Raw genomic sequence first — 14,738 nt, 5'->3', positions numbered from 1 at the left:
TGCGCGCTCTTAGAACTTGTAAGACACACGCGCCCGGACGGTGTGCAGGCTCGCATCCGAACCCGTATCGTCGAAATCATCGAAATTGTGGTACATGTAGTCGGAACCGACAATGACGTTATCAGTCGCCGCGAAATCAAGGCCGGCACCGACTTCCAGACCGCCATCGCTGACATCGCCATCGGGATCTGTCTCGCCCCATGCATAGGCGTAGCCGACCGTACCGCTCAGCAGGAAGCGGTCGACGGCGAAACCGGCCTTCAGTTTGGCGCGAGCGATCGCATCGACGTCGATATCATCGCTGTCGATACCGGAGGCATCGATGTCGAATTCCGGGCCGACGACGAAGGAGCCGTACTGGAACAGGTATCCCGCGTGGGCACCGCCCAGGAAGCCACTGGGATCATCGCCCGGATCAAGTTCGCCGAAACCATATCCGGCCTGCACACCGGCATAGGCGCCATCCCAGCCGAAACGCTCGGGAGCGACTTCATAGGTCGGGGCCGGTGTAGGAGTGGAATAGTCGATCGCATCGGCGGCCATTGCGGCGCCGGGCAGAAGAATGATGGCGGCAGTTGCCAAAAGGGTTTTCATTTGGGGACCTCGTTACTCTTTACGCTTACTCGCTAACGGCGCGAACCGCCGTGGCTTGCGTATATAATGGGCCGCTTAATGCACTCGTTCCAGCGAATTGCGCAGTGCACTATCGGCCCGAAGCTCAGAAAGAGCCCACAATTTGGTTTTGAGACAAAAAAGCTTATATTTTTAAATAGTTTGCGCCGTTAAACCTTCCTTCACCATAGCGACGGATTGCGCTCAGCGGCCTCTCGGCCAATAAAAAAGCGGCCGGAGAGGTCGCTTTTCGTGGTTAATACTGTCTTAAAGATCAGGCGTCGCGCGTGGCGATTTCGTCAGGCGGACCCGGTTCCGCCGAATCGCCGTGCTCTGTCTGAGCCTCGGTGGCGGCCGGAGCGGCCTTCGGACCACCCTTCGAAACACCGACCATTGCGGGACGCAGCACGCGTTCGCCGATTCGGTATCCGGCCTGTACGACCTGCACCACCGTATTGTTCGGAATATCCGCGTTCGGAACCTCGAACATGGCCTGATGGAAATTCGGATCGAACCGCTCGCCCTCCGGCTCCAGCTTCTGGACGCCGTGGCGCTGCAATGCGCCATGCATCGACTTCTGTGTCAGTTCCACGCCTTCGATGAGGGCGGCAAAACCCGGATCGCCACTATTTCGCGCATCGTCGGGAATGGCTTCGAGAGCGCGCGTCAGATTATCGGCAACGCCAAGCATGTCGCGGGCGAAATTGGCGATGGAAAAGGACTTCGCATCGGCCACCTCGCGCTGCGAGCGACGGCGAACATTCTCCGCCTCGGCGGCCGAACGGAGCAGCTTGTCGCGGAGGTCTTCGACTTCCTTGCCCAGTTCGATCAGAGCGGCATTGGCCTGCTCGGCCTGGTCGGAGGAGTATTCCCGCGGCTCGCCTGTCTGGCTTGCTGCGTTTTCGTCCACGGCTTCGCTATGGTTGTCTTCGGCGTTCATGATCTTCATTTCCGTTTTCTGGCGCTTGGTCAGAACCGTCACAATTGGTTGTGCCCGATATCGAGACAGAGCCCTCTTAAATCAACCCCCGCAGATGGGAATGAAGGACATCAACCCCTGGACAACATCTTCGTGATGACCTGCGCGGTATAATCGACGACCGGCACCACCTGACGGTAATTCAGCCGGGTCGGGCCGATAACGCCTAGCGCACCGACGACGCGATTGGCGCCATCACGATAGGGCGCAACCACCAGCGATGAGCCGGAAAGCGAGAACAGGCGGTTTTCCGAACCGATAAAAATCCGCACGCCCGATCCCTCCTCGGCAAGATCGAGCAGCTGCACGAGATTTTCTTTGCGCTCCAGATCGTCGAACAGATGACGCAGGACCGAAAGGTCCTGCGCGTCCTGAATATTGCTCAAAAGGTTGGAGCGGCCCCGAACGATCAGTCTCGTGGTATTGTCCTGCCCCTCGCCCCAGATTGCGAGCCCGCGCCGCACCAGATCGGCCGACAGATCATCGATCGTCTGGCGCATTTCATCCAGGCGAAGTCCCATCTCGTCGCGGGCCTCGACGAGGGTCCGTCCCCGGATGTGATGGTTCAGAAAATTGGCGGCCTCGGTCAACTGGCTGGGCGTGACTCCTGCCGGCACATCGACGATGCGGTTTTCGACGTCGCCGCTTTCGGAGACCAGAATGGCGAGCGCCTTTCCGGGCTCCAGCATGACGAACTCGACATGCTTGAGGGCGACCTCCACCTTCCCCGTCACCACGAGGCCGGCGCCGTGCGATAGGCCCGACAGCATCTGGCTGGCTTCCGTCAGCATGGTGTCCATGGTCGCATTGCGCCCGGCATCGGAAACCTGGCGGTCGATGGATTTACGTTCCTGATCGCCAAGGCCGCCAAGTTCCATGAACGCGTCGACGAAGAAGCGCAATCCGCCCTCGGTCGGCATGCGGCCCGCCGATGTGTGAGGCGAATAGATCAGCCCAAGATATTCCAGGTCGCTCATCACATTGCGGACCGTCGCGGCGGACAGCGCATTGGGGAGCATGCGAGCGAGATTCCTGCTGCCGAGCGGCTCGCCCGTGTCGAGATAGGATTCCACGATCAGGCGGAAAATCTCACGCGACCGGGCGTCGAGACCCCCGGTTGCAGCGTCATCAGCGATGTTCAAGACAGGTTTTCGTGGCGCCATGGCGGGGAATATAAGCGAGGGAGGCCGTCCGAAAAAGCCGCCCCTCCACCCTTTCGTCATGGCACCCACACCGCTAGAAGGCCGGCAACAAGCAATTAAAGGATCACGTCATGCGCCCTTCCCGCCGCCAACCCGACCAGATGCGTGCCATTTCCTTCGAGCGGAACGTCTCCAAACACGCCGAAGGCTCGTGTCTGGTCAAATTCGGCGACACCCACGTTCTCTGCACCGCGAGCCTGGAAGAACGCGTTCCGCCATGGATGCGCAATAGCGGCAAGGGCTGGGTGACGGCGGAATACGGGATGCTGCCCCGCGCCACGGGCGACCGGATGCGCCGCGAAGCCAGCGCGGGCAAGCAGGGCGGGCGGACGCTCGAGATTCAGCGTCTGATCGGCCGTTCGCTTCGCGCCGTCTGCAATCTGCAAAAGCTCGGCGAGAACCAGATCACCGTCGATTGTGATGTCATCCAGGCCGATGGCGGCACACGAACAGCATCCATCACGGGTGGTTTCGTCGCCCTGATGGATTGCCTGCTATGGATGCAGGAGCGTGGCATGGTGCGCGCTTCGGACGTGGCTCGTGAGCACGTCGCGGCGATTTCCTGCGGGCTGTACAACGGCGTGGCCGTGGCCGATCTGGATTATGATGAGGACTCCTCGGCCCAGGCCGACGCGAATTTCGTCATGACCGGCGCCGGGGGTATCGTGGAAATACAGGGGACAGCCGAGGGCGATCCATTTTCCGAGGAACAGTTCGGCGAGCTCTTTTCCCTTGCCCGCAACTCGATCGCCGAACTCGTTCGGCTGCAAAAGGAAGCGCTGGAACGCTAAAGCCATGGCCGATCCGATTGTTCTCTCGCCCGGCGATACGCTGGTGCTCGCCACCCATAATCCCGGCAAGCTGGCCGAGATGACCGATCTGCTCGCGCCCTATGACATTGCCGTCAAAGGCGCGGCGGAACTCGGTTTGCCGGAGCCGGAAGAGACGGGCGACACATTCGAGAAGAATAGCGCGCTCAAGGCGCTTGCCGCGGCCAAGGCAACGGGGCACATCGCGCTGTCCGACGATAGCGGGCTATGTGTATCAGCACTTGATGGTGCGCCCGGCGTCTACACGGCCGACTGGGCCGAAAAAGAAGACGGATCGGGCCGCGACTTCTCCATGGCGATGGATAAGGTCGAGGACCGGCTCCAGAAAGCGGGCGCGACCTCGCCTGTGGATCGTGACGCACAATTTGTCTGCATGCTGTGCCTCGCCGCACCCGACGGACGGACGGAATTCTTCCCGGGAAGGGTCGAGGGCACCCTCGTCTGGCCGCCTCGCGGCGAGAACGGCTTCGGCTACGATCCCGTTTTTCAGCCCGTCGGCCATGAACGGACCTTCGGCGAAATGGACAAGAGCGAGAAGAAGGGCAATGTCCGACAGGGCGATGCCGGTCGCGCCGATCTCGGCTTGTCGCATCGCGCCCGCGCGCTCAGCGCGTTTCTGGCAGCCAAACTGACAACCGACTGACGATGGCAAGCGGGCTGGCCGAAATACCGCTTCGTGCGCCTTCGCCGATCAATGGCGATGACGGCACAGCCGGGTTCGGCCTCTACCTCCATTGGCCCTTCTGCGCGGCCAAATGCCCTTATTGCGACTTCAACAGCCACGTTCGCCATGTCGAGCCGGACCAACAGCGTTTTGTCGAAGGCTTCGTTCATCAGTTGAAGGCGATGCGGGCTTTGACGGGACCGCGCGAAGTGACATCCGTCTTCATCGGTGGCGGGACGCCGTCCCTCATGGAGGTGAAAACGGTTTCTTCGGTGCTCGATGCGGCAGACGGCATTTACGGCCTGCCGGGCGGTATTGAAATCACGATGGAAGCCAATCCGCAAAGCGCCGAAGCGGGCCGCTTCGCCGGCTATCGGGCCGCGGGGGTCAACCGGCTTTCGCTCGGCGTGCAGAGCCTGATCGACACCGAATTGCGTTTTCTCGGTCGCCTCCACAATGTCGCAGAAGCGCGGGCGGCGATTGATCTGGCGCGGCAGACCTTTCCCCGGCTCTCCTTCGACCTGATTTATGCGCGCCCCGGTCAGGCACCGGAAGGATGGGCGGCGGAACTGAATGCGGCCATCGACATGGCCGCCGACCATCTGTCCCTCTATCAATTGACGATCGAAGACGGCACGGCCTTTCGACGGCTCTACGAGGCCAAGAAATTTCGATTGCCGGAGGAGGGCGTTGCAGCCGATCTCTATGCGTTGACGCAGGAGATCACGGCGGCGCGCGGTCTTCCCGCCTATGAGGTTTCCAACCACGCCGTTCCCGGCGCGGAATCGCGGCACAACCTGACCTATTGGCGCTATGGCGAATATGTCGGCATCGGTCCCGGTGCTCATGGCCGCTTCAAACTCGACAATGGCGCGCGGCATGTGACCATCAGCGAGCGGCACCCGGAACGCTGGCTCGAACTGGTCGACAGTGAGGCAAACGGCGTCATCGAGACGGAAACGCTCGACCGTGAGGCGCAGGCGGACGAGATGCTGCTGATGAGCCTTCGGCTCGTCGAGGGGCTCGATCTGGCGCGCTACGAGGATATTGCTGGCCGGCCGCTCTCACCTGCCCGGCTCTCTCTCCTCGTCAATGACGGCTTCATCGAACCTGTCGGCAATAGCCGCATCCGCGTGACGCCGGCCGGGATGGTGGTACTGGACGCGGTGGTCGCAGATCTCGCGGCGTAAATCCGATTTCATGTGATAGAACGAGAACTTTCAGACAGGTAAGAGTTTGCCATGACTCCTGAATTCATCATTACAGCGCTGATCGTTGTCGCCGCGCCCGGCACGGGCGCCATTTTTACGATGGCTGCGGGCCTGTCACGCGGACCGCGTGCCGCTCTCGTTGCGGCTTTCGGCTGTATGCTTGGTATCCTGCCTCATATGGCAGCTGCCATAACGGGTCTTGCCGCACTCCTTCATGCCAGCGCACTGGCCTTTGAGGTCATCAAATATGCGGGTGTCGTGTATCTGCTCTACATGGCCTGGCAAACGCTGAAGACCGGCGGCCCACTAACGGTCGAATCGGATGGCAAATCAAAGTCCGATCGCCAGGTCATCCTGTCGGCCATTCTGATCAATGTTCTCAATCCCAAGCTATCGATTTTCTTTTTCGCCTTCCTTCCGCAATTCGTCGAAGTCGAAACGGCCGGCGCATTGCCGCAAATGATCGAGCTATCGACCATTTTCATGATGATGACCTTCGTGGTGTTCGCTTGCTATGGCGTCTTTGCCGCCACGGTCCGGCAACGCCTGCTCTCGAGCGCAGAGGCCATGACGTGGTTGCGCCGCTCCTTTGCAGCCGTCTTTGTTGGCCTCGGTGTTCGACTGGCGCTGGCAGAACGCTGATCGCGCTCGTTTGCGCCCGATTGTCCGAACAGCGAGAGGTCGCCATCGCCGGATATCATATCTATAGGCGGGATGGACGGATGAAGGGCAATGGGAGAACTGCGTGGGCGAGCAGCATAGTAGCGGTGGGTCTATGCGGCGCTACCTGATAAGCGGGCAGAGCTTTTCGTCCGCGCCGCTGCCTGCTGGTCTGCATCTCGTCGCAACGCCGATCGGCAATCTTTCCGATATCACGATCCGGGCGCTGGAAGTGCTTGCTGCGGCGGACATCATTGCCTGTGAAGACACACGGACCAGCCGCGTGCTGCTTCAGCGCTATGGTATCCAGGGCAGATTGGTCGCCTATCACGAGCACAATGCTGCGAGTGCCGGGCCCAAGCTGATCGCCGCCATCGCTGACGGACAGAGCGTCGCGCTGATCTCGGATGCCGGCACGCCGCTTTTGTCCGATCCCGGCTACCGGCTCGTCGATGAGGCCGTCGAGGCGGGCGTGTCTGTCGTTCCGATTCCCGGCCCGTCCGCTGCGCTCGCGGCCCTGACAGCCTCCGGCCTGCCGACCGATGCCTTTTTCTTCGCCGGGTTTCTGCCCTCGAAAGCCAAGGCTCGGGCCGACCGGCTGGCTGAGCTTAAAAGCATTCCGGGCAGTCTGATCTTCTATGAATCGCCGCGCCGTTTACCGGATTGCCTCTCGGCCATGGTGGAGACGTTTGGCGCGGAGCGGCCTGCATCTGTCTGTCGCGAACTGACCAAGACCTTCGAAGAGTACCGCCGAGGCACACTCTCCGACCTTTCCAAACACTACGAGGAGACCGGAGCGCCCAAGGGCGAATGCGTGATTTGCGTTGGGCCACCACTGGCCGAGGCTGCTCCGGAGGGCGAGGTGCTGGACGCGCTGCTACGCGATCTCGCGGGCGACATGCCCGCCGGCAAAGCGGCGGCCGAAGCCGCAAGACAGACTGGCCTGCCAAAATCCGATCTTTACAAGAGACTTGTCGAATTGAAGAGCGGCGATGGCTGAGGCGGGCAAACCCCATGGCCGTCACGCCAAGCGCCGCTTTTTGAAGCGTGGCGCGCGCGGAGAAACCCTGGCAGCATGGCTTCTCCGCCTGAAAGGTTACCGGATTGTCGGTCGCAATGTCCGCACGCCGCTTGGTGAGATCGATATTATCGCCAGGCGCGGTAAGGTGGTTGCCATTGTCGAGGTGAAGGCCCGCCCCACCTTGCGCGAGGCGATGGATGCCGTCACCTGGACATCTCAAACCCGGATCGCCAACGCAGCCGATCTGTGGCTCGCCAAACAACCCGACGCGCCATATCTCTCCATCCGCTTCGACATCGTCGCAATCTGCCCCAAGCGTTGGCCTGTGCATATCGAGAATGCGTGGAGTCAATAAATTCCTCTTTTTTAATTTATTGATTTTTAATATGCAGCTATCGCTGCGCATGTGACGTTTCGCTGGCCGGCAGCAAGTGGAAAACTCTGTGCAAAACCGGCGGGGAAAGCCCCTGACGAAACCTCTTCGGAGAGATGCAGGAAAACAGATGTTCCGTTTTCCTTCTCGGGGTGTTCTTGGCAGCCAAACTGCGTTGCAGCCCGATAGTCCCTGTGGCAAAAGCGCGTGATGAATGCCTTTCGTCAGCGCAGTCTATATCGTCCATTTCATACACGAATGGGAGCAATGTCATGACCTCCCGTTCGGGAAACCGCCGCAAGCGCGACAAGACGCGTTCGCCTCGGACGACAGCAAAGGCCGCCCCGCCCAAAGCGCGACAGGCGAAAAAACCCACACCAAATCTCGAGAAGAGCGCGGATACGGGAAGCGCCACGCGAAGGCTTCCGCGCCCGGATGGCGTCCTTCCGGAGGAAGCCCTGCCGCTCATTCTGGAAGTGGCCGGCAATGCGGATTATGCGCTGCTCGATTCCGGAGACGGATTGAAGCTGGAACGCTACGGCCCCTATCGGGTCGTCCGACCGGAAGGCCAGGCCCTTTGGCGACCTGCCCTGCCCCAAAGCGAATGGGAAGCCGCCGACGCCATCTTTACCGGTGACACCGACGAAGAAGGGATGGGCCGCTGGCGTTTCCCGAAGGCCGCGCTCGGCGAAACCTGGCCCATGAAGCATGACGGCATCAACTTTCTCGGCCGATTTACATCGTTTCGTCATGTCGGGGTCTTTCCCGAGCAAGCGACGCACTGGCGACACATGGCGGAGTCGATCGAAAGCGCAGGCCGTCCGGTCCGGGTTCTCAACCTGTTCGGATATACGGGCATCGCTTCACTTGTCGCCGCGCGGGCAGGCGCGGAAGTGACGCATGTCGACGCCAGTAAGAAGGCTGTAGGATGGGCGCGCGAAAACCAGCTCATGGCCGGTCTGGAGGACAAGCCGATCCGCTGGATCGTCGAGGACGCCATGAAGTTCGTCGAAAGAGAAGGCCGCCGCGGCAATCAGTACGATATCATCCTGCTTGATCCGCCAGCCTTCGGGCGCGGTCCGAAAGGCGAGGTCTGGCAGCTCTTCGAGGGGCTTCCCTCCATGGTTGCCGGGTGCCGGGACATCCTTTCCGACAAGCCGCTCGCCATGGTGCTGACCGCCTATTCCATTCGCGCCTCCTTCTACGCCATACATGCCCTGATGCGCGAACGAATGGCAGGCATGGGTGGCCGGGTGGAATCGGGTGAACTGATCATCCGCGAAGATGAAACCGTCGGCGCAGGACGCGCCATCTCCACCTCCCTCTTCTCACGCTGGGTAGCGGCATGAACAACACTGGCGCCCCCGGGCGCGTCAAGGAAATCACGGCGCTCTCCAACCCGACGATCAAGGCCATTCGCGGCCTCGACCGCAAGCGCAATCGCGAAGCCGAAAAGAGCTTCCTTGCCGAGGGCCAGAAACTCGTCATCGATGCGCTCGACCTCGGTTGGCAGGTCAAAACGCTGATCTATGCGAAAAACGCGCGCGATCATTCCGGTCTCGCCGATCTGGCGGCCAAGGTGATCGCCAGGGGCGGCGACGTTCTGGAAGTATCCGAAAAGGTGCTGGGTGCGATTACCCGGCGCGACAATCCGCAGATGGTGGTCGGTGTCTTCGGCACAAGATGGGCGGATGCAAGAAAACTGAAGCATGCGCCCGATAGCGTTTTCGTTGTTCTCGACAGAGTGCGCGACCCTGGCAATCTCGGCACGATCCTGCGGACCGCCGATGCCGTTGGCGCGTCAGGGATCATTCTCGTCGGCGACTGTGTCGATCCTTTCTCCATCGAGGCCGTTCGCGCCACGATGGGGTCGCTTTTCGCCGTCCCGATTGCGCGAATGACCGAAGACGAATTCCTTGCCTTCCGTCGGGAGTGGCCCGGCCAGTTAGTCGGCACCCATCTGGAAGGCTCGGTCGATTATCGAACGATCGCGTGGCCGCAGACCGGCCCTCTCCTTCTTCTAATGGGCAATGAAAGCCAGGGCTTGCCAGACACATTGGCCGAAAGCTGCGACGCCCTCGCGCGCATCCCCCAGACCGGCCGGGCCGACAGCCTCAACCTGGCTGTCGCCACGGGCCTGATGCTGTTCGAGGCGCGCCGCCACGCCCTTTCCTTCAAGGACAATGCATGAACTCTCACAATCATTCCTCACCGTCCCAGACGACGAGAGAGGACCATTTGAAGAGCTTTCTCTGGGCGATCTTCCTGATCTTCGCTCTTGTCGTCGTCGATCAGACCGCGAAGATCTGGGTCGAGGCCTATATGGAGTATCATCAGGAGATCGATCTCCTGCCGGTCTTCTCGCTGTTTCGAACCCACAACACCGGTGTCGCCTTTTCCATGCTTTCGGACGCGGGCCCCGGCCTCCTGACGGTACTTTCGCTTGCAATTTGCGGCTTCGTTCTGTGGCTTCTTTGGCGCACACCGATGGATCACCAGATAGCGCGTCTCGGCTATACGCTCATTATCGCCGGCGCCATAGGTAATCTGATCGACCGGGTCAGCCTTGGCTATGTCGTTGATTATTTCCGCTTTCATACCGAAATCTGGTCTTTCGCGATCTTCAATCTGGCCGATGCCTTCATCACGATCGGCGCCGTGCTGGCGGTGCTTCAAGAGTTCATGATCTGGCGCGCCACGCGCCAGCAATAGGCCAGCGCGATTTGACCGCCGAGGGCGCTGCCGCAAATAGCCAGACAAGCGATTTAATCAGGAGGGAAAGCATGGCCGACGATTTCCGGGCGATTCTCATCACGAAGGATGACGAGGGCAATCAGGAGGTAAAAGACACACGGATTGCCGAGAGCGACCTCATGGAGGGAGACGTTACCGTCTCGGTTGAGGCGACGACCGTCAACTACAAGGACGGCCTCGCCATCACCGGCAAAAGTCCGGTTGTTCGCCGCTTTCCCATGGTGCCCGGCATCGACTTTGCCGGAACCGTCGAGAAAAGCGACCATCCGGACTGGAAACCCGGCGACAAGGTCATCCTGAACGGCTGGGGCACTGGAGAAACCCATCTTGGAGCCTATGCCGAAAAGAGCCGGATCAAGGGGGACTGGCTCGTCTCCCTGCCTGACGGACTGACCACCAAGGATGCCATGGCGATCGGCACCGCCGGCTATACAGCCATGCTATCGGTGCTGGGGCTGGAAGATTCGGGCTGCAAGCCGGCGGACGGCCCGGTCGTGGTCACCGGCGCCACCGGCGGCGTCGGATCGGTCGCGGTCTCCATCCTTGCCAAACTTGGCTATGAAGTCATCGCCGTCACCGGCAGCCCGGAAGAGCGAGGCGCATATTTGAAGGGGCTTGGCGCTTCCACGATCATCGACCGCAATGAACTGAGCGAGAAGGGAAAGCCGCTCGGCAAGGAACGCTGGGCCGCAGGCATCGACGCGGTCGGAAGCCATACACTGGCCAATGTGCTGGCGCAGACCAGGCATGGCGGAACGGTCACCTGCTGCGGGCTGGCGCAGGGCTTCGATCTGCCGACCACTGTCATGCCGTTCATTCTGCGCGGCATCACGCTGAAGGGCATCGACTCCGTCATGGCGCCGCGGCAATTGCGCGAACGCGCCTGGAGCCGTCTCGCTACGGATCTCGACAAGAGCAAGCTGGAGTCCCTCACCACGGAAATCGGTTTCGACGACCTCATTCCGATGGCGCGGAAGATCATCGAAAACGGCATTCAGGGCCGCGTTGTCGCAACGTTCTGAAGTAGACCGGGATTCATTTTCAGACACGGAAACGCCCGATCGTTCAAATTTGAACGATCGGGCGAAGCCTTCCGAAAAATCTTCTTGGTAGCGTCAGGCGATGACGACCGAGACCGCAAACTCACCTTCCCGATCAGAGACGATTCACGCTGTCGAAAAGCGCGATATCCTCATGCCTCCTTCTCTTCAGCCTGCGAATCTCGACCAGCCCGAACCGGCAGTCGAGATCCCATCTACTGCCGAGCGGCTCCGTAGGGCCGGTTTTCTCATCCTTGCTCTGGCAATGTTCGCGGGCGGCGCAGCCTTCGCCTTTGGCGATGTCGGGCGGATGGCTTCCGTGGTTTTCGGCTTCTCGGCATGTCTCTTCTTTCTTGCCGGCATGACCGATACCGGCCTGGCTCAGCGCCTCAAGATCAATCGCGCCTTCCTGCTGGCACGGGCTCGCGATGCCGAGGAGCGCCAACAGGCTTTTCTCGAACTGGCGGAAGCGGCAGGCGATCTGTGTATTCAGCGCGACGGTAACGGCACCATATTGTGGGCCAACCTCAATTTCTGCCGCCTCTTCGGCCTGTCCACCTGTGATGCCCTGAAGGGCCTGACATTGCGGGAGATCGGTTTTGCGGGCGTGCTGGATGGCGATAGCCGCAAAGAGCTGACCTTTCTTCATAATGGCGAATATCGCTGGTTTTCCTTCACCGATCAGAAAGATGAAGAGCGGGACCTCCACCGCTCCATCGGACGCGATATCACGGCGCATCGGAGCGCCGAGCAGGCGCTGATCGACGCGCGCGAAAAGGCCGATGCGGCCAACCGCGCCAAGGGCCGTTTTCTGGCGACCGTCAGTCACGAGATCCGTACCCCCATGAACGGTATCTCCGGCATGTCCAAGCTGCTGGCCGACACAACCCTGACGGATGAGCAGCGGACCTATGTCAATGCGATCGACGGCTCGGCCGATGCCCTGATGGTCCTGATCGAGGATCTGATTGATTTTTCCAAGATCGAGGCCGGCAAGCTGACCATCGACAAATCACCGACCGATCTGCGCGAACTGACCGAAAGTGTCGCGGAACTGCTCGCCAGCCGCCATGCCGACAAGGGTATCATCATCAATGCGCGGACCGCGAGGAATGTGCCGCAAAGCGTGCCTGCCGATTACGGAAAGTTGCGCCAGGTGCTTCTGAACCTGGTCGGAAACGCCGTGAAGTTCACCGAGGAAGGCGGCGTGACGATCGATGTATCGATCGAACCGCGCGAGAAGGCGGGCCTCCTGACGATAGCGGTCACAGATACCGGCCCGGGCCTCAAGCGCGAGGACCAGGCCAAAATCTTCGGCGAGTTCCAGCAGGCCGACAATTCCGAAACGCGACGGCATGGCGGCGCCGGCCTCGGTCTGGCCATCTCCAAAAGCATCGTTTCCGCCATGGGAGGAACGATCACGCTCAAGAGCGAGATCGGCGTCGGTTCTATCTTCACTCTCGAAATCCCGGTTGAGACGCCCCCTGCCGAAACAGGCGCCCTGTCTTTTGAGGGGGAGGCCGTGGTTTTGCTGACCGGAACGGTTGAAGGAGACATCCTCCAGCGTATGCTGGAGGATGAAGGGGCGCACATCTTTCGTGCGACTTCCCGCGACGAGGCGGCCGAGCAACTCGCGAAGTCAAATGGTCTTCTCGTCATGGCTGCGTCCTGGCAGACCGAAGAACAGAGAGACGACGCGCTCTGCCGTTGGCTCGATGACCATCGCACCGCTGCCATCATCGTCATCGACGCCAAGGATCGCGGGCGTCTATCCACCTTGCGCACCGCCGGTTTCGGCCATTATTTGGCGCGGCCCGTTCGCGGACGGACACTTATGCGTATCGCTCAGAACGCACGCGATCACAGGTCGACGGAAGAGGCTCAAAAATCCCCGTCCCCCTCGCCATCGGAAGGTCGGCGCTCCCCCTCTGTGAGTGTCGGTGAAGATAGCTGCCGTGTGCTTGTGGCGGAGGATAATCCTGTCAACGCGCTCCTCGTCCGCTCCGCGCTGATGAAGGCCGGCCATGCCGTCGATGTGGTCGGCACGGGCGGCGAAGCGGTGAGCGCCATCAAGGGCGGCGGGCAATACGATCTCGTTCTTCTCGACCTTCACATGCCGGAAATGGGCGGCATGGAGGCACTCGATCTCATGCGCCAGTTCGAGGAATCGCAGGGCGGCGTGGCGATGCCGATCCACATTTTGACGGCCGATACCCAGCAGGAAACCGTCGCGCTTGCCATGCAGCGTGGTGCAAACGGCGTAGTCCACAAGCCCATCAATCCCGTTGATCTGGTTTCGCTGGTCGAGCGCGCCGTTCGCTAGGTCGCCGGCCGCTTGTCGCCTGCCGTTCGAGACTTCACTGTCACAGACTTGTCGTCTAAGCCCATTAGGCAGCGTCCCAGCGCGCGATGGAGGACAGTTATGGCTGTTGGCGGCACGACAATTCGCAGCATGATCGGGTTTCGGCACAAATCTCTGGTGCCACTCGGCAAATTCTCTCTTCAAAGGGTTCGTCGCCCTAAACTGCCCTTCCGGGCTCGCCTCGGCACGCCAGCTCTCTCGCTTCAGCCGCTTCATACAGAACCCGTCATTCTCGGCGCGGCCGGAACGCTGGTCGTAAGCCTTGCCACATGCCCGGCGGAGGTCACCGCCGCACAGGATCTCCGCTTCAGAGTCTTCGAGAGCATGAAGACCGGTTCCGCACCGGTTACTGGCGGCCTCGACCGTGACCGGTTCGACGCCTATTGCGATCATCTCCTTGTACTCGACCAGTCGGTCGATGGCCCCCTCTCCTCTCAATTGGTCGGGACGTACCGTCTCCTGTCGCCGGAAAGCGCGGAGAGAGCTGGCAGGTTCTATACGGCGGACGAATTCGATCTGCCGAGCCTTCTGTCGCGTCATCCGGAGCGACGTTTTCTGGAACTCGGCCGCTCCTGCGTGCTACCCGCCTACCGGACGAAACGGACGATCGACCTGCTATGGCAAGGCATATGGGCCTACTGCCTGAGCCATCGGATCGATACGATGGTGGGCTGTGCCTCCTTTCCCGGCACCGCGCCCGCCGCCCATGCCGAAGCGCTTTCCTTCCTGGCTCATCATGCGGCTGCCGAACGGGATTTCATTTGCCCGGCCCAGCCGGGACGAGGCGTGCCGACCGACATGATGCCGGCCGAAGCCGTCGACATGAAAAGCGCGCTCGGCGCGATGCCGCCTCTGGTGAAAGGGTATTTGCGGCTTGGCGCGATGTTCGGACATGAAGCGGTGGTTGACAAGGATTTCGGTACGGTCGACGTGCTGACCATCCTGCCGGTCGAGCGGATAGCCAGCCGCTACCTCACCCATTTCACGCCGAAAGCAAAGCAGGCGGCCGAAGCCCTCGCGGCGTGAAGCC

Annotated in this window: 15 protein-coding genes; 12 read left to right on the top strand and 3 right to left on the bottom strand. The window is 60.9% G+C overall.

What is annotated here, in order from left to right; all coding sequences use genetic code 11:
* Nucleotides 1-9 precede the first annotated feature (9 nt).
* The 3 genes from D8780_RS00435 to hrcA form a co-directional block, all read right to left on the bottom strand.
* On the bottom strand, nucleotides 10-594 hold the full coding sequence (locus D8780_RS00435; RefSeq protein WP_121643863.1) for an outer membrane protein: 585 nt from the start codon (nucleotides 592-594) through the stop codon (nucleotides 10-12).
* A gap of 292 nt (nucleotides 595-886) precedes the next feature.
* Nucleotides 887-1,585 carry a nucleotide exchange factor GrpE gene (gene grpE, locus D8780_RS00430; RefSeq protein WP_281004576.1) on the bottom strand — a complete coding sequence of 233 codons (699 nt, stop codon included), beginning with the start codon at nucleotides 1,583-1,585 and terminating at the stop codon, nucleotides 887-889.
* Between the two features lie 77 nt (nucleotides 1,586-1,662).
* A complete protein-coding gene (gene hrcA, locus D8780_RS00425; RefSeq protein WP_121643862.1) occupies nucleotides 1,663-2,754 on the bottom strand; it encodes a heat-inducible transcriptional repressor HrcA in 1,092 nt (363 codons plus the stop codon).
* A gap of 110 nt (nucleotides 2,755-2,864) precedes the next feature.
* On the opposite strand from hrcA, the gene rph reads away from it, so the two are divergent.
* From rph to olsB, 12 genes are all read left to right on the top strand, one after another.
* The gene (gene rph, locus D8780_RS00420) at nucleotides 2,865-3,584 is read left to right on the top strand and encodes a ribonuclease PH (RefSeq protein WP_121643861.1); all 720 of its coding nucleotides are present in this window, start codon (nucleotides 2,865-2,867) and stop codon (nucleotides 3,582-3,584) included.
* 4 nt (nucleotides 3,585-3,588) lie between these two features.
* Complete coding sequence (gene rdgB, locus D8780_RS00415) at nucleotides 3,589-4,266, top strand: RdgB/HAM1 family non-canonical purine NTP pyrophosphatase (RefSeq protein WP_121643860.1); 678 nt, start codon at nucleotides 3,589-3,591, stop codon at nucleotides 4,264-4,266.
* Nucleotides 4,267-4,268: 2 nt separating this feature from the next.
* Nucleotides 4,269-5,477, top strand: a complete 1,209-nt coding sequence (gene hemW / locus D8780_RS00410; protein ID WP_121643859.1) for a radical SAM family heme chaperone HemW — start codon at nucleotides 4,269-4,271, stop codon at nucleotides 5,475-5,477.
* Nucleotides 5,478-5,528: 51 nt separating this feature from the next.
* Nucleotides 5,529-6,140: a LysE family translocator gene (locus D8780_RS00405; RefSeq protein WP_121643858.1), complete on the top strand. Its 612-nt coding sequence runs from the start codon at nucleotides 5,529-5,531 to the stop codon at nucleotides 6,138-6,140.
* A gap of 133 nt (nucleotides 6,141-6,273) precedes the next feature.
* Nucleotides 6,274-7,158, top strand: a complete 885-nt coding sequence (rsmI, locus tag D8780_RS00400; protein WP_121643857.1) for a 16S rRNA (cytidine(1402)-2'-O)-methyltransferase — start codon at nucleotides 6,274-6,276, stop codon at nucleotides 7,156-7,158.
* Entirely contained in the window at nucleotides 7,151-7,534 is a 384-nt protein-coding gene (locus tag D8780_RS00395; protein WP_121643856.1) for a YraN family protein, read from the top strand. The genes rsmI and D8780_RS00395 overlap by 8 nt, the downstream gene beginning before the upstream one ends.
* A gap of 290 nt (nucleotides 7,535-7,824) precedes the next feature.
* A complete protein-coding gene (locus tag D8780_RS00390; protein ID WP_121643855.1) occupies nucleotides 7,825-8,901 on the top strand; it encodes an RsmD family RNA methyltransferase in 1,077 nt (358 codons plus the stop codon).
* On the top strand, nucleotides 8,898-9,743 hold the full coding sequence (locus tag D8780_RS00385; RefSeq protein WP_121643854.1) for a TrmH family RNA methyltransferase: 846 nt from the start codon (nucleotides 8,898-8,900) through the stop codon (nucleotides 9,741-9,743). The genes D8780_RS00390 and D8780_RS00385 overlap by 4 nt, the downstream gene beginning before the upstream one ends.
* On the top strand, nucleotides 9,740-10,264 hold the full coding sequence (gene lspA, locus D8780_RS00380) for a signal peptidase II (RefSeq protein ID WP_121643853.1): 525 nt from the start codon (nucleotides 9,740-9,742) through the stop codon (nucleotides 10,262-10,264). The genes D8780_RS00385 and lspA overlap by 4 nt, the downstream gene beginning before the upstream one ends.
* Before the next feature lie 71 nt (nucleotides 10,265-10,335).
* Nucleotides 10,336-11,328, top strand: a complete 993-nt coding sequence (gene acuI, locus D8780_RS00375) for an acrylyl-CoA reductase (NADPH) (protein WP_121643852.1) — start codon at nucleotides 10,336-10,338, stop codon at nucleotides 11,326-11,328.
* 172 nt (nucleotides 11,329-11,500) lie between these two features.
* Complete coding sequence (locus D8780_RS00370) at nucleotides 11,501-13,669, top strand: hybrid sensor histidine kinase/response regulator (protein ID WP_158598398.1); 2,169 nt, start codon at nucleotides 11,501-11,503, stop codon at nucleotides 13,667-13,669.
* A gap of 99 nt (nucleotides 13,670-13,768) precedes the next feature.
* On the top strand, nucleotides 13,769-14,734 hold the full coding sequence (olsB, locus tag D8780_RS00365; RefSeq protein ID WP_245412204.1) for a l-ornithine N(alpha)-acyltransferase: 966 nt from the start codon (nucleotides 13,769-13,771) through the stop codon (nucleotides 14,732-14,734).
* The last annotated feature ends 4 nt before the right edge of the window (nucleotides 14,735-14,738 follow it).

The sequence above is a fragment of the Notoacmeibacter ruber genome (assembly GCF_003668555.1).
Lineage (GTDB): Bacteria > Pseudomonadota > Alphaproteobacteria > Rhizobiales > Rhizobiaceae > Notoacmeibacter > Notoacmeibacter ruber.
This window is presented reverse-complemented; position numbering and strand designations above follow the sequence as displayed.